13 protein-coding genes are annotated in these 19993 nt (G+C 65.2%); 9 read left to right on the top strand and 4 right to left on the bottom strand.

Annotated elements, in window-relative coordinates; translation table 11 throughout:
• The first annotated feature begins 150 nt into the window (after positions 1–150).
• The 5 genes from rimP to truB all read left to right on the top strand — a co-directional run bounded on the left by rimP (position 151) and on the right by truB (position 6580).
• Positions 151–609: a ribosome maturation factor RimP gene (gene rimP, locus HWY45_RS10675; protein ID WP_006764492.1), complete on the top strand. Its 459-nt coding sequence runs from the start codon at positions 151–153 to the stop codon at positions 607–609.
• Positions 609–2084 (top strand): transcription termination factor NusA, encoded by a 1476-nt coding sequence (gene nusA, locus HWY45_RS10670; protein WP_059886165.1) that lies wholly within the window; start codon positions 609–611, stop codon positions 2082–2084. The genes rimP and nusA overlap by 1 nt, the downstream gene beginning before the upstream one ends.
• Positions 2085–2175: 91 nt before the next feature.
• Positions 2176–5115, top strand: coding sequence for a translation initiation factor IF-2 (gene infB / locus HWY45_RS10665; RefSeq protein ID WP_059560148.1), 2940 nt, complete (start codon positions 2176–2178; stop codon positions 5113–5115).
• A 114-nt stretch (positions 5116–5229) separates the two neighbouring features.
• Positions 5230–5631 carry a 30S ribosome-binding factor RbfA gene (gene rbfA, locus HWY45_RS10660; protein ID WP_059560151.1) on the top strand — a complete coding sequence of 134 codons (402 nt, stop codon included), beginning with the start codon at positions 5230–5232 and terminating at the stop codon, positions 5629–5631.
• Between the two features lie 13 nt (positions 5632–5644).
• Positions 5645–6580 (top strand): tRNA pseudouridine(55) synthase TruB, encoded by a 936-nt coding sequence (gene truB, locus HWY45_RS10655; protein WP_059886163.1) that lies wholly within the window; start codon positions 5645–5647, stop codon positions 6578–6580.
• Between the two features lie 100 nt (positions 6581–6680).
• Here the strand turns inward: truB and HWY45_RS10650 are convergent, their stop codons facing one another.
• From HWY45_RS10650 to HWY45_RS10635, 4 genes are all read right to left on the bottom strand, one after another.
• Positions 6681–8240 carry a DHA2 family efflux MFS transporter permease subunit gene (locus HWY45_RS10650; RefSeq protein WP_059560157.1) on the bottom strand — a complete coding sequence of 520 codons (1560 nt, stop codon included), beginning with the start codon at positions 8238–8240 and terminating at the stop codon, positions 6681–6683.
• Between the two features lie 27 nt (positions 8241–8267).
• Complete coding sequence (locus HWY45_RS10645; RefSeq protein WP_059886161.1) at positions 8268–9485, bottom strand: HlyD/EmrA/EmrK family protein; 1218 nt, start codon at positions 9483–9485, stop codon at positions 8268–8270.
• Between the two features lie 52 nt (positions 9486–9537).
• A complete protein-coding gene (locus HWY45_RS10640) occupies positions 9538–11049 on the bottom strand; it encodes an efflux transporter outer membrane subunit (RefSeq protein WP_059886159.1) in 1512 nt (503 codons plus the stop codon).
• A gap of 87 nt (positions 11050–11136) precedes the next feature.
• A complete protein-coding gene (locus HWY45_RS10635; protein WP_059560164.1) occupies positions 11137–11631 on the bottom strand; it encodes a MarR family winged helix-turn-helix transcriptional regulator in 495 nt (164 codons plus the stop codon).
• Positions 11632–11973: 342 nt separating this feature from the next.
• Here HWY45_RS10635 and typA point away from each other — a divergent pair, with 342 nt between their 5' ends.
• The 4 genes from typA (at position 11974) to lpdA (ending at position 19903) form a co-directional block, all read left to right on the top strand.
• A complete protein-coding gene (typA, locus tag HWY45_RS10630; RefSeq protein ID WP_059886157.1) occupies positions 11974–13800 on the top strand; it encodes a translational GTPase TypA in 1827 nt (608 codons plus the stop codon).
• A 319-nt stretch (positions 13801–14119) separates the two neighbouring features.
• Positions 14120–16984 carry a 2-oxoglutarate dehydrogenase E1 component gene (locus HWY45_RS10625; protein WP_059560172.1) on the top strand — a complete coding sequence of 955 codons (2865 nt, stop codon included), beginning with the start codon at positions 14120–14122 and terminating at the stop codon, positions 16982–16984.
• Between the two features lie 132 nt (positions 16985–17116).
• Positions 17117–18391, top strand: a complete 1275-nt coding sequence (odhB, locus tag HWY45_RS10620) for a 2-oxoglutarate dehydrogenase complex dihydrolipoyllysine-residue succinyltransferase (protein ID WP_059560175.1) — start codon at positions 17117–17119, stop codon at positions 18389–18391.
• 81 nt (positions 18392–18472) lie between these two features.
• Complete coding sequence (gene lpdA / locus HWY45_RS10615; protein WP_059807169.1) at positions 18473–19903, top strand: dihydrolipoyl dehydrogenase; 1431 nt, start codon at positions 18473–18475, stop codon at positions 19901–19903.
• Positions 19904–19993: the final 90 nt, after the last annotated feature.

Here is a 19993-nt window from a genome sequence, read left to right as displayed (position 1 = left end):
AGGTGCGACCACCGGTAAGAAGATGGGCGTTCCGCCCATTTTTTTTTGCTGAAACGGTTAGGCATCTCGGGTAGCGCTTCCTGCGCCGGCTAAGGCGCGCGCCCGCGGGTGAATTCGCGAGCGGCGGGCGCGAACACCTGAGAGGGCACTGTGCAACTGACGGAACTGATAGAAACCACGGTCACCGGACTCGGCTACGAGCTGGTGGATCTCGAGCGCACCGGGCGCGGCATGCTTTGCATCTATATCGACCAGCCTGCCGGCATTTCGCTCGACGATTGCGAAAAGGTCACGCGTCAGCTCCAGCACGTCTTGACGGTCGAAAACATCGATTACGAACGGCTCGAAGTCTCGTCCCCGGGGCTCGACCGCCCGTTGAAGAAGCTGGCCGACTTCGAGCGCTTCGCCGGCAGCGAAGTCTCCGTGACCCTGAAAAAGCCGCTGGATGGGCGCAAGACCTACCGGGGCATTCTGCATGCGCCGAATGGCGAAACGATCGGTTTGGAATTTGAGAGGAAGAAGGGCGAGGCGGCCATGCTGGATTTCACGCTGGCAGACATCGACAAAGCCCGCCTGATTCCGCAAGTTGACTTTAGGAGCCGCAAATAATGAGTCGCGAAGTGTTGATGCTGGTGGATGCGCTGGCGCGCGAGAAAAACGTCGACAAGGATGTCGTGCTGGGCGCCCTCGAGGCGGCGCTCGCTTCGGCGTCCAAGAAGCTGTTCGACGAAGGCGCCGAAATCCGCGTCCATATCGATCGCGAAAGCGGCGAGCACGAAACCTTCCGTCGCTGGCTCGTCGTGCCTGACGAAGCCGGCCTGCAGGAGCCGGATCGCGAGATCCTGCTGTTCGAGGCACGTGAGCAGAAGTCTGACGTCGAAGTCGGCGACTACATCGAGGAGTCGGTGCCGTCGATCGAGTTCGGCCGCATCGGCGCGCAGGCTGCGAAGCAGGTGATCCTGCAGAAAGTGCGCGACGCCGAGCGCGAGCAGATCCTGAACGACTACCTCGAGCGCGGTGAAAAGATCATGACGGGCACGGTGAAGCGCCTGGACAAGGGCAACTTCATCGTCGAATCGGGCCGTGTCGAGGCGCTGCTGCGCCGCGACCAGCTGATCCCGAAGGAAAACCTGCGCGTGGGCGACCGCGTGCGCGCGTACATCGCGAAGGTCGACCGCACTGCGCGCGGCCCGCAGATCGAGCTGTCGCGCACCGCGCCGGAATTCCTGATGAAGCTGTTCGAAATGGAAGTGCCGGAGATCGAGCAGGGCCTGCTCGAGATCAAGGCGGCGGCGCGCGACCCGGGCGTGCGCGCGAAGATCGGCGTCATCGCGTATGACAAGCGGATCGATCCGATCGGCACCTGCGTCGGCATTCGCGGCTCGCGCGTGCAGGCCGTGCGCAACGAGCTCGGTGGCGAAAATATCGACATCGTGCTATGGTCGGAGGATCCCGCCCAGTTCGTGATCGGCGCGCTCGCGCCGGCAGCCGTCCAGTCGATCGTCGTCGATGAAGAAAGACATTCGATGGACGTCGTCGTCGACGAAAACGAACTCGCTGTCGCGATCGGCCGCAGCGGTCAGAACGTTCGCCTTGCCAGCGAGCTGACCGGCTGGCAGATCAACATCATGACGCCGGACGAGTCCGCCCAGAAGCAGGGTGAAGAACGCGACAGGCTGCGTGCGTTGTTCATGGCGCGTCTCGACGTCGACGAAGAAGTTGCCGACATCCTGATCGACGAAGGCTTCACGAGCCTCGAAGAGATCGCTTACGTGCCGCTCAACGAAATGCTCGAGATCGAGGCATTCGACGAGGATACCGTGCACGAGCTGCGCAACCGCGCGCGTGACGCGCTGCTGACGATGGCGATCGCGAACGAAGAAAAGGTCGAAAACGCAGCGCTGGATCTGAAGAGCCTCGACGGCATCACGCCGGAGTTGCTCTCGAAGCTGGCCGAACACGGTGTGGCCACGCGCGACGATCTCGCGGAGCTGGCAGTGGATGAACTGGTCGACTTGACCGGGATGGAAGAGGATGCCGCTAAGGCGTTGATCATGAAAGCACGTGAACATTGGTTCCAGTGAGAAATGACCATGGCGCACTGATTTGATGGCGGCCGGAAGGCCTGACCCGATGCTAACCGCAAGGAATCGGTCCTTGCACTAAGAGGAATGAATGGCGAGTAACAACGTAGCCCAATTTGCCGCGGAACTGAAAATGCCTGCTGGTGTGCTGCTCGAACAGCTGCAGGCAGCGGGCGTCCAGAAAGCGAGTGAAGACGATGCGCTGTCCGAGGCGGACAAGGCGCGTCTGCTCGATCATTTGCGCAAGTCGCACGGCGCGACCGATGGCGACAAGCGCAAGATCACGCTGACCCGCAAGCATACGTCGGAGATCAAGCAGTCCGACGCGACGGGCAAGGCTCGCACCATTCAGGTCGAGGTCCGCAAGAAGCGTACGTTCGTCAAGCGCGACGACGTGAGCGATGTCGCGGATCAGGGTCAGGCGCAGGCCGCCGAAGCGGATGACGATGCGGAACTGAAGCGTCGCGAGGAAGAAGCGCGCCGCGAGGCCGAGCTGCTCGAGAAGCAGGCGCAGGAACTGCGCGAGCGCCAGGAGCGCCTCGAACGCGAGGAAGCCGAGCGCCGCGCCCGCGAGGAAGCGGCCGAAGCGGAGCGTCGCCGCGCCGAGGAAGAGGCCGCCACGAAGCGTGCCGCGGCGGAAGCCGCGGCGGCGAAGCAGGCGGCTGCCCAGCAGGAGCAGGTGGCTGCACGGCAGGCTGCCGCAGCGGAGCAGGAAGCGCGCACGCAGTCGTCGCAGGACGAAGAGCGTGCCGCAGCCGAACGCGCCGCCCAGCGCGAAGCCGCGAAGAAGGCCGAGGATGCTGCTCGCGAAGCGGCTGACAAGGCACGCGCCGAGCAGGAAGAGATCAGCAAGCGCCGCGCGGCCGCCGAGGCCGAAGCGCGTGCGATCCGCGAAATGATGAACACGCCGCGCAAGGCGGTGGTCAAGGCCGTCGAACCGCCGAAGCCGGCGGAACCGGCGAAGCCGGCCGAAGCCAAGGGCACGCTGCACAAGCCGGCCAAGCCGGCGGGTGAAGGTGCACAAGCGCGTCCGGCGGCGAAGAAGCCGGCCGGCGCAGCGCCTGCGACCACGCAGGCGCCGGCAGGCGCGGGCGACCGCAACAAGAAGCCGGGCGCCGGCAAGGGCGGCTGGCAGGACGACGCCGCGAAGCGTCGCGGCATCAAGACCCGCGGCGATTCGAGCGGCGGCGTCGACCGCGGCTGGCGCGGCGGCCCGAAGGGGCGCGGCCGTCACCAGGACAGCGCATCGTCGTTCCAGGCGCCGACCGAACCGATCGTCCGTGAAGTGCACGTGCCGGAAACCATCTCGGTGGCCGACCTCGCGCACAAGATGTCCGTCAAGGCATCCGAAGTCATCAAGGTGATGATGAAGATGGGCCAGATGGTCACGATCAACCAGGTGCTGGACCAGGAAACGGCGATGATCATCGTCGAGGAACTGGGCCATCGCGCGGTTGCCGCGAAGCTGGACGATCCGGAAGCGCTGCTCGTCGAAGGCGAGACCGGCACGGATGCGGAACAGCTGCCGCGTCCGCCGGTCGTCACGGTGATGGGTCACGTCGACCACGGCAAGACCTCGCTGCTCGACTACATCCGTCGCGCGAAGGTGGCGGCGGGCGAAGCGGGCGGCATTACGCAGCACATCGGCGCGTATCACGTCGACACGCCGCGTGGTGTCGTCACGTTCCTCGACACCCCCGGTCACGAGGCGTTCACGGCCATGCGTGCGCGCGGCGCGAAGGCGACCGACATCGTCATTCTGGTGGTCGCGGCCGACGACGGCGTGATGCCGCAGACGAAGGAAGCGATCTCGCACGCGAAGGCGGGCGGCGTGCCGATCGTCGTCGCGATCAACAAGATCGACAAGCCGGAAGCGAACCCCGACCGCGTCAAGCAGGAACTGGTCGCGGAAGGCGTCGTGCCGGAAGAGTACGGCGGCGATTCGCCGTTCGTGCCGGTGTCGGCGAAGACGGGCGCGGGCATCGACGATCTGCTCGAGAACGTGCTGCTGCAGGCCGAAGTGCTGGAACTGAAGGCACCGGTCGAGGCGCCGGCCAAGGGTATCGTGATCGAAGCGAAGCTCGACAAGGGCAAGGGCCCGGTCGCGACGATGCTGGTGCAGTCCGGTACGCTGAACCGCGGCGATATCGTGCTCGCAGGCACGGCGTACGGCCGCGTCCGTGCGATGCTCGACGAGAACGGCAAGCCGACGAAGGAAGCCGGCCCGTCGATTCCGGTCGAGATCCAGGGTCTGTCGGAAGTCCCGGGCGCCGGCGAGGAAGTGATCGTGCTGCCGGACGAGCGCAAGGCGCGCGAAATCGCGCTGTTCCGCCAGGGCAAGTTCCGCGACGTGAAGCTGGCGAAGCAGCAGGCCGCGAAGCTGGAAAGCATGCTCGAACAGATGGGCGAAGGCGAAGTGCAGAACCTGCCGCTCATCATCAAGGCGGACGTGCAGGGCTCGCAGGAAGCGCTGGTGCAGTCGCTGCTCAAGCTGTCGACCGACGAAGTGCGCGTGCAGATCGTGCACAGCGCGGTGGGCGGCATCAGCGAAAGCGACGTCAACCTGGCGACGGCCTCGAAGGCGGTCATCATCGGCTTCAACACCCGTGCCGACGCACAGGCGCGCAAGCTTGCCGAGTCGAACGGTATCGACATCCGTTACTACAACATCATCTATGACGCCGTGGATGAGGTGAAGGCGGCCATGTCGGGCATGCTGGCACCGGAGAAGCGCGAAGTCGTGACCGGCATGGTCGAGGTGCGCCAGGTGTTCAAGGTGCCGAAGATCGGCGCGGTCGCGGGCTGTATGGTCACGGACGGCGTGGTCAAGCGTACGTCGTCGGTGCGCGTGCTGCGCAACAACGTCGTGATCTTCACCGGCGAACTCGAATCGCTGAAGCGCTTCAAGGACGACGTCAAGGAAGTCCGACAAGGCTTCGAGTGCGGTATGTCGGTGAAGAACTTCAACGACATCGTCGAAGGCGACCAGTTCGAAGTCTTCGAAGTGACCGAAGTCGCGCGTACGCTGTAATCATCGCGCATCGGCTCATGGGCGGGGCAGGCTTGGGCCTGTCCCGCCCATTTTCATGGCGGCCCGCAAAGCGGGTTGCCTACTTTGCCCCGAATAACGGAGCATGGATCGATCATGTCCAGGAAACGTACTTCTCCCAATCGCAACGTGCAGATCGCCGACCAGATTCAGCGCGACCTGTCCGAACTCATCATGCGCGAGGTCAAGGATCCGCGCATCGGCATCGTGACCATCCAGAGCGTGGAACTCACGCCGGACTACGCGCACGCCAAGGTGTACTTCACGACGCTGACCGGCAAGCCAGCGGACACGCAGGAGGCGCTGAACCATGCGTCCGGCCATCTGCATAACCTGCTGTTCAAGCGCCTGCACATCCATACGGTGCCCACGCTGCATTTCCATTACGACCAGACGATCGAGAAGGCGGTGGCCATGTCGCGCCTGATCGAAGAGGCCAACGCAACGCGCGCGAAGGACGACGACGAAGCCGGCGCGGCGCCTGCAAAGGACGATTGAGTTCGCCCGGCCTATGACGAATGCAGCATCCCAACGTCCGCGCGTGCCCCGGCGCGCGCTGGACGGCGTCCTCCTGCTCGACAAGCCGGTCGGCCTGTCGAGCAACGATGCCCTGATTCGCGCCAAGCGCCTGTATCTTGCGAAGAAGGCCGGCCACACCGGCACGCTCGATCCGCTGGCGTCCGGCTTGTTGCCATTGTGTTTTGGCGAAGCGACGAAGTTCTCGCAAGACCTGCTCGAAGCCGACAAGACCTACGAGGCGACGATGCGCCTCGGTGTGCGTACCGCCACCGGGGACGCGGAGGGCGAGGTGCTCGACACGCGCCCGGTCGAGTGCGATCGCGCGGCAGTGGATGCGGCGCTCGCGCGCTTTACCGGCGAGATCGTGCAGGTGCCGCCGATGTATTCGGCGCTCAAGCGCGACGGCAAGCCGCTGTACGAATATGCGCGCGCGGGCCAGACGGTCGAACGCGAAGGGCGTGCGGTCACGATCCACGTGCTCGAACTGCTGGCATGCGATCTGCCCGACGTGACGTTTCGCGTGACCTGCAGCAAGGGCACCTACGTGCGCACGCTGGCGGAAGACATCGGCGAGGCGCTCGGCTGCGGCGCGCACCTGACGATGCTGCGCCGTACCGGCGTCGGCGCGTTGACGCTCGATCACGCGGTGACGCTCGACACGCTGTCCGACGCCGATGCCGCGGCGCGCGACGCATGGCTGCAGCCGGTCGACGCGCTGCTGTCGACGTTCCCGCTGGTGCGTCTCGACGACGAATGCGCGAAGCGCTTCCTGCATGGCCAGCGCTTGCGCTTGTCTGAGCTCGGGACGATCGACGCGAACGAGGGGGAGCGGGTGCGCGTGTACGACGCGACGCGGCTGCTCGGCGTGGCCCGCGCGGCGAATGGCGTGCTGGCGCCCGAACGGCTCGTCGTAACTGCGGCGGCATGAGTTGAACCGAGGAAGCGGCGCATCCGCGTCGCCGGCAGCATGAAAAAAGGCCCGGTCGTTGTCGACCGGGCCTTTTGTTTTGTCGCGAGGTGTTCGGCGCTCAGTGCGCGGCCGATGCCGCCGCGCCTGCATCGCCGCCGCCCGCGCGTTCGGGCTTCGTGATCCAGATCAGCGCGATCAGCAGCACGAAGATCGCCGCCGAAATGTAGAACAGGTCGTTCACGCCAAGCTGCGCGGCCTGCTGCGTGGCCATGTTGTTGATGAGGCCATGCGCCTGCTGCTGGGTCAGGCCGAGGCTGCCCATCTGCGAGACGGCCTGGTTGAACGTCGGGTTGTACGCGTTCGCCTGCTCGACCAGTTGCGCGTGATGGAAGTTGTTCCGGTGATCCCACGCGGTCTGGAAGATCGACGTGCCGATGCCGCCGCACATGATCCGCACGAAGTTCGACAGGCCTGATGCCGCCGGAATGCGGTGGGCGGGCAGGCCGGACAGCGTGATCGACACGAGCGGGATGAAGAAGCCCGCCATCGCGATGCCCTGCACGAGCGTCGGCAGCGTCAGCGACCATTCGTCGACGCCGGTCGTGTAGCGGGAGCGCATCCAGAAGCACAGCGCAAAGATCAGGAACGACGCAGTCGAGATATAGCGGGGATCGGTGCGCGGCAGATACTTCCCGGTGAGCGGCGACAACAGGATCGCGAACAGTCCGACAGGCGCCATGACCAGGCCGGCGTCGGTCGCGGTGTAGCCGATCTGCGTCTGCAGCCACAGCGGCAGCAGCACGAGGTTGCCGAAGTAGAGGCCGTACCCGATCGACAGCGCCACCGTGCCGCCGGTGAAGTTCCGCATGCGGAACAGCGACAGGTCGACGACCGGATGCTCGGCGGTGAGTTCCCAGACGACGAAGAACGCGAACGCGATGACGGCGGTCAGCGCGAGCACGATGATGGTCGTCGACGCGAACCAGTCGAGATCCTTGCCCTTGTCGAGCATGATCTGCAGCGAGCCGACCCAGACGACGAGCAGCGCGAGGCCCACGCCGTCGATCGGCGCGCGGCGCACGGTCGATTCGCGCTTGCGGTAGATCATCCATGTCGCGGCCGCGGCGGCGATGCCGACCGGGATGTTGACGTAGAAGATCCACGGCCACGAGTAGTTGTCCGAAATCCATCCGCCGAGAATCGGGCCGGCGACGGGCGCGATCAGCGTCGTCATCGCCCAGAGCGCAAGCGCCATCGGCGCCTTCGCGCGCGGGTAGCTCGACAGCAGCAGCGCTTGCGACAGCGGGATCATCGGACCCGCGACGGCGCCCTGCAGCACGCGCGACGCGAGCAGGAACGGCAGCGACGGCGAGAGTCCGCACATCCATGACGAGATGACGAACAGGATGATCGACGCGAGGAACAGGCGAACCTGCCCGAAGCGATCGGTGAGCCAGCCGGTGAGCGGCACGGAGATCGCGTTCGCGACCGCGAACGACGTGATGACCCACGTGCCCTGATCGGCCGACACGCCGAGATCGCCCGAGATCGTCGGGATTGCCACGTTCGCGATCGACGTGTCGAGCACGTTCATGAACACGGCGAGCGACACCGCGATCGTGCCGATCAGGAGCTGCCCGCCCTGCAAGGGCGGGTGGGAGACAGGAGTCTGTGCCATGTCGGTTGTTTTCCGGGAACGGCGCGCTTACATCATCTTCGCGATGCCGCTCGGCTTCGCCGCGGCCGGCGCCGGCGTACCGGTGCCCGCGTTCTCCGCGATGATGCGCGCGATCTCGGCGTTGGCTTCGTCGCCGTACTTCGCGAACACGTCGGTCTGGTAGACCGTGTTCCGCACGTTGCCGAGCTGGTTGCCGCTTTCGTCCTTGATGTCGACGTCGACCTGCATCGACAGGCCGATCCGCAGCGGATGCTTGTCGAGGTCCTTCGGATCGAGCTCGATCCGCACCGGCAGGCGCTGCACGACCTTGATCCAGTTGCCGGTCGCGTTCTGCGCCGGCAGCAGCGAGAACGCCGAGCCGGTGCCGGCCGAGAAGCCGACGACCTTGCCGTGATAGACGAACGACGAGCCGTAGATGTCGGCCGTCAGCTCGACCGGCTGGCCGATGCGCATGTGCTTGAGCTGGACTTCCTTGAAGTTCGCGTCGACCCACACGGAATTCAGCGGCACGACCGACATCAGCGGCGTGCCGGGCGACACGCGCTGGCCGACCTGCACCGAACGCTTCGCGACGTAGCCGGTGACGGGCGCGGGCAGCGTGTTGCGCGCGTTCGCGAGATACGCGTCGCGGACCTTCGCGGCGGACGCGAGCACGTTCGGGTGCGTCGCGATCGTGGTGTTCGCGGTCAGTGCGCGGTTCGACGCGAGCTGCTGCTGCGCGGTGTCGAGCGATGCCTGCGCGGCCTTCACCGAGTCGCGCGCGTGCGAGATCTCCTCCTGCGACACGGCGCCCGTCTGCGCGACCGAGACGCGGCGGCGCAGGTCGTCCTCGGCGCGCGACAGATCCGACTGGCGCAGCGCGACCTGCGCGCGATACTGGTCGTCGTTAACGAACAGGCCGCGCACCTGGCGCACCGTCTGCGCGAGGTTCGCTTCAGCCTGCTGCAGCGCGACCTGCGAATCGGCCGGGTCGAGCACCACGAGCGGATCGCCGGCCTTGACCGTCTGCGTGTCGTCGGCCTTCACCGCGACGACCGTACCGACGACCTGCGGCGTAATCTGCACGACGTTGCCGTTGACGTACGCATCGTCGGTCGACTCGTGGAAGCGCGCGACGAGGAAGTAGTACAGCCCGTACGCGATGGCCGCGATCACGATGACCGCGACGAGCAGCGTCATCATCCGTTTGCGCTTGACGTTGCTTTGCGGCTGGGCGCTGGCGGCGTTTTGTTGAGGGTCGCTCATGGCGATTTTCTCCGTCCGTTGATTCGAGTGTCTGCGTTGTGATTGGGCCGGTTCAGTTCGCGGCCTGTTGTGTGGTCTTCGCCTGCGCGGCGCGGTCGGCATCGGGCGCGGCGAGGCGGGTGCCGGTGGCGTCGAAGCCGCCGCCGAGTGCGTTGATCAGCGCGAACTGCATGTCGCGGCGCCGCATCTTCAGGTTGGTCACGGTCTGCTCCGACGCGAGCCGGTTGCTGTCCGCGTTCAGCACCTGCAGTTGCGGCGACAGGCCGGCCTTGTAGCGGATCACGGCCAGGTCGTAGGCGCGCGTCGATGCGTCGAGCGCGCGCTGCGCGTCGTCCATCTGCCTGTCGATCGCGCGGATCGACGCGACCTGCGTCGCGACGTCGTTCATTGCGCCGATCAGCGTCTGGTTGTAGTTCGCGACGGACAGGTCGAAGTCCGCATAGCGGCCCTTGAGTTGCGCGCGCAGCGCGCCGCCGTCGAAGATCGGCAGGTGGATCGCGGGGCTGAACTGCGCCTGGCGGCTCGCGAAGTTCAGGAATTTGCCCCAGCCGAACGCGTCGAAGCCGAAGCCCGCCGCGAGGTTCACGTCGGGGTAGAACTCGGCCTTCGCTTCCTTCACGTCGTGCATCGCGGCTTCGACCTGCCAGCGCGCGGCGACGATGTCCGGACGGCGCGACACAAGGTCGGCCGGCAGGTTGTCGGGCAGCGCGACGGCGCCGCCCGGGTTCAGCACCGGCGGTGCGATCTGCAGCCCGCGGTCAGGCCCCTTGCCGAGCAGCGCGGCGAGCTGGTAGCGCACCGTCGTGATCTGGCCTTCGAGGTCGGACAGCGACGCCTGGGTGGTCGCGATGTTGCCGCGCGCGGTCTGGCGTTCGACGTTGGTGTCGAGGCCGGCCGACACGCGGCCGTCGGTGATCTTGCCGACCGTCTGGCGGTTGGCGATCTCGCGCTGCGCGATGTCGCGCAGCGCATAGAGCTGCGCGAGCGAGTTGTAGGTGCGCGCGATCGACGACGCAAGCGTGACGCGCGCTTGCTGCATGTCGGCCTCGGCCGCCTTTTCCTGCGACACGGCCGTGTGCAGGCGCTCGCGGTTCTTGCCCCACAGGTCGAGGTCCCACGACGCGCTCGCGAGCGCGTTGTTCTCGCTGTACCACTGGCCGCCCAGCGGCGGCGGGAAGAGTGCGTTGCTCGAGTAGAGCTGGCGGTTCCACGTGTACTTGGCGTCGACCCGCGGCATCAGCGTCGAGCGCGACGATTCGATATACGACGACGCCTTCGCGATCCGCGCCTGCGCCTGGGCGATCGACGGATTGCCGGCGAGCGCCTCGTCGATCAGCTTCGGCAATTGCGGATCGCCGAACTGGGCAGCCCAGTCGAGCGACGGCCACTTGCCGCCTTCGGCGGGCAGGCTCTGCGCGGTTTCGAATTGCGACGCGGGAGCGATCTGCTTGTCGCTCTTGATGCCGAAGTAGTTTGCGCAGCCGGCCAGCGCCAGCGCGGCGACGGCGGCGGCGACGGCGGTACGGCACGATCCGGCACGCACGGGCAACGGGGAGGATTTCATCGCGCTGATCCCTGACTCGGAATGAATGATGGACACTGCAAGGATTTCCTTACATTAATCTGTCAAAGATGGTTGTTATGGCAATTATTACGGCGCACTGCAGCCGGTTGTCTCGCACGCATTGCCGAGAATGCGGCGCAGCATGCTTTTCAGGAAGCCGACTTCTTCCGGCGTGAAGCCGTCCAGCAACTGGTCGAGCACGCTGCGGAAGATGGGCGGCAGCCGTTCGGCGAGCGCGCGCCCTTCGTCGGTCAGTTCGAGCCGCACGACGCGCCGGTCCTCGACGCTGCGCACGCGGGACAGCAGGCCGCGCTTCTCGACGCGGTCGAGCAGGCGTGTGACCGCGCTTGCGTCGATCCCGTACTCGCGGGCGAGCTCGGCGGCCGTCGAGCATTTGCCGACCGCGATCATGAACAGCATGCTGGCCTGCGTGCCGGTGATGCCGAGTTCGCCTTGCGTGCGCTGCGACACGAGGTTGGTCATCAGCGATTTCACGCGCGACATCAGGTAGCCGACGCTATCGTTCACCTGATAGGTCGACAGTGACACGGGCTGCGATTGGGGAGAGGTGGAATCCGACATAAAACCATGAAACTGCAATAGTTGACTAGGCAGCAGTGTAGGCGCAAATGCTTGTCACGGCAAATGTTGGCGCATGTTAATCGAACGATCGAACGCCTGCTCGCCCGCTGCTCAATGTCCTACAGCCCAGAGGGTTTTTCTCCGAAGGGCGGGCGGCGGCGCGGGGCGGGCGCCCGGCGCATTCGTCGGCACGCGCTCACGGGTCCGTTTTGTTGCGGCGCAGCGTGCAGACCGCCGGTGTCATTCTCACGTGCTATAATTTCAGGCTTTCCAAGCTGCATCACGCACGCACGTGTCGAACGGGCGTGCGTATTTGCGCATCCAAACGATTTTCAGGTTCATATGACCCGCGCCCTTCGCAACATCGCCATCATCGCTCACGTCGACCACGGCAAGACGACGCTCGTCGACCAACTGCTTCGCCAGTCCGGCACCTTCCGCGACAACCAGCAAGTCGCCGAGCGGGTGATGGACTCGAACGACATCGAAAAGGAGCGCGGGATCACGATTCTCGCGAAGAACTGCGCGGTCGAATACGAAGGCACGCACATCAACATCGTCGACACCCCGGGGCACGCGGACTTCGGCGGTGAAGTCGAGCGCGTGCTGTCGATGGTCGACTCGGTGCTGCTGCTCGTCGACGCGGTCGAGGGCCCGATGCCGCAGACCCGCTTCGTCACGAAGAAGGCGCTCGCGCTCGGCCTGAAGCCGATCGTCGTGGTCAACAAGATCGACCGTCCGGGTGCGCGCATCGACTGGGTGATCAACCAGACCTTCGACCTGTTCGACAAGCTCGGCGCGACCGAAGAGCAGCTCGACTTCCCGATCGTCTACGCGTCGGGCCTGAACGGCTACGCGTCGCTCGACCCGGCTGCGCGCGAAGGCGACATGCGCCCGCTGTTCGAGGCGATCCTCCAGCACGTGCCGGTGCGTCCGGCCGACCCGGAAGCGCCGCTGCAGCTGCAGATCACGTCCCTCGACTATTCGACGTACGTCGGCCGGATCGGCGTCGGCCGCATCACGCGCGGCCGCATCAAGCCGGGCCAGCCGGTCGTGATGCGCTTCGGCCCGGAAGGCGACGTGCTGAACCGCAAGATCAACCAGGTGCTGTCGTTCAAGGGGCTCGAGCGCGTGCAGGTCGAGTCGGCCGAAGCGGGCGACATCGTGCTGATCAACGGTATCGAAGACGTCGGCATCGGCGCGACGATCTGCGCGGTCGATACGCCGGAAGCGCTGCCGATGATCACCGTCGACGAGCCGACGCTGACGATGAACTTCCTCGTCAACTCGTCGCCGCTCGCGGGCCGTGAAGGCAAGTTCGTGACGAGCCGCCAGATCCGCGACCGCCTGATGAAGGAACTGAACCACAACGTCGCGCTGCGCGTGCGCGATACGGGCGACGAAACGGTGTTCGAAGTGTCGGGCCGCGGCGAACTGCACCTGACGATTCTCGTCGAGAACATGCGCCGCGAAGGCTACGAGCTGGCCGTGTCGCGTCCGCGCGTCGTGATGCAGGAAATCGACGGCGCGAAGCACGAGCCGTACGAACTGCTGACGGTCGACCTCGAGGACGAGCACCAGGGCGGCGTGATGGAAGAGCTCGGCCGCCGTAAGGGCGAGATGCTCGACATGGCGTCGGACGGCCGCGGCCGTACGCGCCTGGAGTACAAGATCTCGGCGCGCGGCCTGATCGGCTTCCAGAGCGAATTCCTGACGCTCACGCGCGGCACGGGCCTGATGAGCCACATCTTCGACTCGTACGCACCGGTCAAGGACGGCTCGGTCGGCGAGCGCCGCAACGGCGTGCTGATCTCGCAGGACGACGGCGCGGCCGTGGCGTATGCGCTGTGGAAGCTGCAGGATCGCGGCCGCATGTTCGTGAAGCCGGGCGATGCGCTCTATGAGGGCATGATCATCGGCATCCACAGCCGCGACAACGACCTCGTCGTGAATCCGATCAAGGGCAAGCAGCTGACCAACGTTCGCGCGTCGGGTACCGACGAAGCCGTGCGTCTCGTACCGCCGGTCCAGATGTCGCTGGAGTACGCGGTCGAGTTTATCGATGACGACGAACTCGTCGAGGTCACGCCGCAGTCGATCCGCCTGCGCAAGCGCTTCCTGAAGGAGCACGAGCGTCGCCGCGCGAGCCGCGAAGGCGCGGTCGACTGATGCGCGCCGGAGCGATCCGGGCATCATGAAAAAAGCCGCCTTCGGGCGGCTTTTTCGCATCCGCGCGACATGCAATCGGCGTGCCTGCAAAACACTCTTTCACGGGGGCTGGGCAATCGGGCCAAACCCCCGCCGCGCCTCGCTTTTGCATGGTTGTGCATGAACTCCTGTATTGGTTCTGTGATATGCTGCGCGCACGCAAGTTTTAGGTCCTTCCAAGCAAGACTTGATTCGCAATCCGCTAAACGGTCAGGCCGTGTCGCGGAAGGTTGAGCAACCCGCTATTTCTCGAGAAGCTCGAAGAAAGGTGAGCGTAAAAATGTCAGATGTAATGAAGCAGTTTCAGCTGAACTCCTATCTGTTCGGCGGCAATGCTTCGTACGTAGAAGAACTGTACGATGCATATCTCGATAATCCGGCGTCAGTGCCCGAGAACTGGCGAGAGTATTTCGACGCGTTGCAGAATGTGCCTGCAACGGACGGTTCGAACGCCAGCGACGTGGCGCACCACCCGATCGTCGAGTCGTTCGCCCAGCGTGCGAAGGCCAATGCCTTCATCCCGCGCGAAAGCGGCGGCAACCTGGCGACTGCACGCAAGCAGGTCCACGTCCAGTCCCTCATCAGCGCCTATCGCTTCCTTGGCTCGCAATGGGCCAATCTCGATCCCCTGAAGCGTCGCGAACGTCCCGCCATTCCCGAACTCGAACCCGCGTTCTACGACTTCTCCGAGGCCGACCTCGACCAGACGTTCAGCGCGAGCAACCTGTACTTCGGTTTCGACCAGGCTTCGCTGCGCGACATCGTCAAGGGCCTGCGCGACACGTACTGCGGCACGATCGGCGCCGAGTACATGTACATCAGCGATCCGGAGCAGAAGCGCTGGTGGCAGGAGCGCCTGGAGTCGACCCGTGCGACGCCGAGCTTCTCGGCAGACGAGAAGAAGCACATCCTGAACCGCCTGACGGCCGCTGAAGGCCTCGAGCGCTACCTGCACACCAAGTACGTCGGCCAGAAGCGCTTCTCGCTCGAAGGCGGCGAAAGCTTCATCGCGGCGATGGACGAAGTCGTCCAGCACTCGGGCAAGAAGGGCGTGCAGGAAATCGTCATCGGCATGGCCCACCGCGGCCGCCTGAACGTGCTCGTCAACACGCTCGGCAAGATGCCGGCCGACCTGTTCGCCGAATTCGAAGGCAAGCACGTCGACGACCTGCCGGCCGGCGACGTGAAGTACCACAAGGGCTTCTCGTCGGACGTATCGACCGAAGGCGGCCCGGTTCACCTGTCGCTCGCGTTCAACCCGTCGCACCTCGAAATCGTGAACCCGGTGGTCGAAGGCTCCGCGAAGGCGCGGATGGACCGTCGCGGCGACGAAGACGGCCTGCAGGTGCTGCCGGTGCAGATCCACGGCGACGCGGCCTTCGCGGGCCAGGGCGTCGTGATGGAAACGCTGAACCTCGCGCAGACGCGCGGTTACGGCACGCACGGCACGCTGCACATCGTCATCAACAACCAGATCGGCTTCACGACGTCCGACCCGCGCGATGCGCGCTCGACGCTGTACTGTACCGACGTCGTCAAGATGATCGAGGCGCCGGTGCTGCACGTGAACGGCGACGATCCGGAAGCCGTGATTCTCGCGACGCAGATCGCGATCGACTACCGGATGCAGTTCCACAAGGATGTCGTGATCGACATCGTCTGCTTCCGCAAGCTGGGCCACAACGAGCAGGACACGCCGGCGGTCACGCAGCCGCTGATGTACAAGAAGATCGCGCAGCACCCGGGCACCCGTGCGCTGTACGCCGAGAAGCTCGTGCAGCAGGGCGTGATCAGCGCGGACGACGCCGACGGCTACGTGAAGGCGTACCGCAAGGCGATGGACGACGGCCATCACACGATCGACCCGGTGCTCTCGAACTACAAGAGCAAGTACGCGGTCGACTGGATGCCGTTCCTGAACCGCAAGTGGACGGACGCAGCCGACACGGCCGTGCCGCTCGCCGAACTGAAGCGCCTCGGCGAACGCATCACGACCGTTCCGCAAGATTTCAAGGTTCACCCGCTCGTCGAGCGCGTGATCAACGACCGCCGCAACATGGCGCGCGGCGACCAGCCGCTCGACTGGGGCATGGCCGAGCACCTCGCGTTCGCGTCGCTCGTCGCATCGGGCTACTCGGTGCGCCTGACGGGCCAGGACTCGGGCCGCGGCACGTTCACGCACCGCCACGCGGTGCTGCACGACCAGAACCGCGAGCGCTGGAACGACGGCACGTACGTGCCGCTGCAGAACATCGCCGAAGGCCAGGCGAAGTTCACGGTGATCGACTCGGTGCTGTCGGAAGAAGCGGTGCTGGGCTTCGAATACGGCTACTCGACCGCCGAGCCGAACACGCTCGTGCTGTGGGAAGCGCAGTTCGGCGACTTCGTCAACGGCGCGCAGGTCGTGATCGACCAGTTCATCTCGTCGGGCGAAGTGAAGTGGGGCCGCGTGTCGGGTCTCACGATGCTGCTGCCGCACGGCTATGAAGGCCAGGGCCCGGAACACTCGTCGACCCGTATCGAGCGTTTCCTGCAACTGTGCGCGGATCACAACATGCAGGTCGTCCAGCCGACGACGCCGGCGCAGATCTTCCACCTGCTGCGCCGCCAGATGATCCGCCTGTTCCGCAAGCCGCTGATCATCGCGACGCCGAAGTCGCTGCTGCGTCACAAGGAAGCCGTGTCGGACCTGTCGGAACTGGCGAAGGGTTCGTTCCAGCCGGTGCTGGGCGAGATCGACGGCGGCATCGACGCGAAGAAGGTCAAGCGCGTGCTGGCCTGCTCGGGCCGCGTGTACTTCGACCTCGTCGCACATCGCCGCGAAGCGAAGGCGAACGACGTTGCGATCATCCGTATCGAACAGCTGTATCCGTTCGCGCACAAGCAGTTCGAAGCTGAGCTGAAGAAGTACGAGAACGCGACGGAAGTGGTCTGGGTGCAGGACGAGCCGCAAAACCAGGGCCCGTGGTTCTACGTCGAACACCATCTGAAGGAAGGCATGAAGGAAGGGCAGAAGCTGGCATACAGCGGCCGTCCGGCTTCGGCCTCGCCGGCAGTCGGCTATTACGCGAAGCACTACGAGCAGCAGAAGGCCCTCGTCGAAGGTGCATTCGGCCGCCTGAAGAGCGCGTCGATCGCGAAATAAGCGAAGGAAGCGAAACGGGAAAGCGCATCGCGCTTTCCCGAATCTTTTGGCCCGCTGGACGCGTTGCGCGCCGCACCGGCCGGAAGAGTCGCCAGCTCGTCATTACCCAGATTAAGCATCCAGGAAAATCACATGGCTATCGTAGAAGTCAAAGTCCCCCAGCTGTCGGAGTCGGTGTCGGAAGCCACCATGCTGCAGTGGAAGAAGAAGCCCGGCGAAGCGGTCGCGCAGGACGAAATCCTGATCGAACTCGAAACCGACAAGGTCGTGCTCGAAGTGCCGGCACCGGCTGCGGGCGTGCTCGCGCAAGTGCTGCAGAACGACGGTGACACGGTGGTCGCGGATCAGCTGATCGCGACGATCGACACCGAAGCGAAGGCAGGTGCAGTCGCAGCCGCGGCTGGCGAAGCCGAAGTCCAGCCGGCCGCCGCACCCGCTGCCGCCGCACCGGCCGCGCAACCGGCTGCCGCCGCTGCGTCGAGCACCGCTGCCGCATCGCCGGCCGCGTCGAAGCTGCTGGCCGAGAAGGGCCTCGCCGCAGGCGACGTCGCAGGCTCGGGCCGCGACGGCCGTATCACGAAGGGCGACGTGCTGTCCGCAGGCAGCGCACCGAAGGCTGCCCCGGCCGCCGCACCGGCGAAGGCCGCTGCGAAGCCGGCGCTGCCGGAAGTGAAGGTGCCGGCGTCGGCGACGACCTGGCTGAACGACCGTCCGGAGCAGCGCGTGCCGATGTCGCGCCTGCGCGCACGTATCGCCGAGCGTCTGCTCGAGTCGCAGCAGACCAACGCGATCCTGACGACGTTCAACGAAGTGAACATGGCGCCGGTCATGGAGCTGCGCAACAAGTACAAGGACAAGTTCGAGAAGGAACACGGCGTGAAGCTCGGCTTCATGTCGTTCTTCGTGAAGGCGGCAGTCCATGCGCTGAAGAAGTTCCCGCTCGTGAACGCGTCGATTGACGGCAACGACATCGTCTATCACGGCTACTTCGACATCGGTATCGCTGTCGGCTCGCCGCGCGGCCTCGTGGTGCCGATCCTGCGCAACGCCGACCAGCTGAGCCTCGCCGACATCGAGAAGAAGATCGCCGAGTTCGGCCAGAAGGCGAAGGACGGCAAGCTGTCGATCGACGAAATGACCGGCGGTACGTTCTCGATCTCGAACGGCGGCGTGTTCGGCTCGATGCTGTCGACCCCGATCATCAACCCGCCGCAATCGGCAATCCTCGGCGTGCACGCGACGAAGGAGCGCGCAGTCGTCGAGAACGGCCAGATCGTGATCCGTCCGATCAACTACCTGGCGCTGTCGTACGACCACCGGATCATCGACGGCCGCGAAGCGGTGCTGTCGCTCGTCGCAATGAAGGATGCGCTCGAGGATCCGGCCCGTCTGCTGCTCGACCTGTAAGCCACGCCACCTGCATTGACCCGCTCCCGCGGGCGCGCGGCCTCGCGCGCCCGTGCGGACGCACAAGAAGAAAGGATTGCCATGTCCAAGGAATTTGACGTCGTCGTGATCGGCGCCGGCCCGGGCGGCTACATCGCCGCGATCCGCGCCGCTCAACTGGGCAAGACCGTTGCCTGTATCGAAAAGTGGAAGAACCCGGCCGGCGCGCTGAAGCTCGGCGGCACCTGCCTGAACGTCGGCTGCATTCCGTCGAAGGCGCTGCTCGCGTCGTCGGAAGAGTTCGAGAACGCGTCGCACCATCTCGTCGACCACGGCATCAGCGTCGACGGCGTGAAGATCGACCTCGCGAAGATGCTCGGCCGCAAGGACGGGATCGTCGAGAAGATGACGTCCGGTATCGAGTTCCTGTTCAAGAAGAACAAGATCACCTGGCTGAAGGGCCACGGCAAGTTCACCGGCAAGACCGACGCCGGCGTGCAGATCGAAGTGAGCGGCGAGGGTGAAACCGAAGTCGTCACCGCGAAGAACGTGATCATCGCGACGGGCTCGAAGGCGCGTCACCTGCCGGGCATCCCGGTCGACAACAAGATCGTGTCGGACAACGAAGGCGCGCTGACGTTCGACTCGGTGCCGAAGAAGCTCGCCGTGATCGGCGCGGGCGTGATCGGCCTCGAGCTCGGCTCGGTGTGGCGCCGCCTCGGCGCCGAAGTGACGGTGCTCGAAGCGCTGCCGGCGTTCCTCGGCGCAGCCGACGACGCGCTCGCGAAGGAAGCGGCCAAGCTGTTCAAGAAGCAGGGCCTCGACATTCATCTCGGCGTGAAGATCGGCGACGTGAAGACGACCGCGAACGGCGTGTCGATCGCCTACACCGACAAGGACGGCAACGCGCAGACGCTCGACGCCGACCGCCTGATCGTGTCGGTCGGCCGCGTGCCGAACACCGACAACCTCGGCCTCGAGGCGATCGGCCTGAAGGCGAACGAGCGCGGCTTCATCGACGTCGACGATCACTGCCGCACGGCGGTGCCGAACGTGTACGCGATCGGCGACGTGGTGCGCGGCCCGATGCTCGCACACAAGGCGGAAGACGAAGGCGTGCTGGTCGCGGAAGTGATCGACGGCCAGAAGCCGCACATCGACTACAACTGCATTCCGTGGGTGATCTACACGTACCCGGAAATCGCGTGGGTCGGCAAGACGGAGCAGCAGCTGAAGGCGGAAGGCCGCGAGATCAAGTCGGGCAAGTTCCCGTTCTCGATCAACGGCCGCGCGCTCGGCATGAACGCGCCGGACGGCTTCGTGAAGATGATTGCGGATGCGAAGACCGACGAACTGCTCGGCGTGCACGTGATAGCGGCGAACGCGTCGGACCTGATCGCGGAAGCCGTGGTGGCGATGGAGTTCAAGGCGGCGTCGGAAGACATCGCCCGCATCTGCCATCCGCACCCGTCGATGTCCGAAGTGATGCGCGAAGCGGCGCTGGCTGTCGACAAGCGCTCGCTGAACAGCTAAGCGTGACATGGCGCCGGCCGGCGACTGGCCGGCGCCACCGTTACATGACGAAGGCGGGCGGGGTTTCCCGCTCGCCTTCGTTTTTTTGGT

The sequence above is a fragment of the Burkholderia stagnalis genome (genome assembly GCF_902830275.1).
Taxonomy (GTDB): domain Bacteria; phylum Pseudomonadota; class Gammaproteobacteria; order Burkholderiales; family Burkholderiaceae; genus Burkholderia; species Burkholderia stagnalis.
Note: the sequence above shows the minus strand (reverse complement) of the source record. Positions and strands in the feature narration are given on the sequence as shown.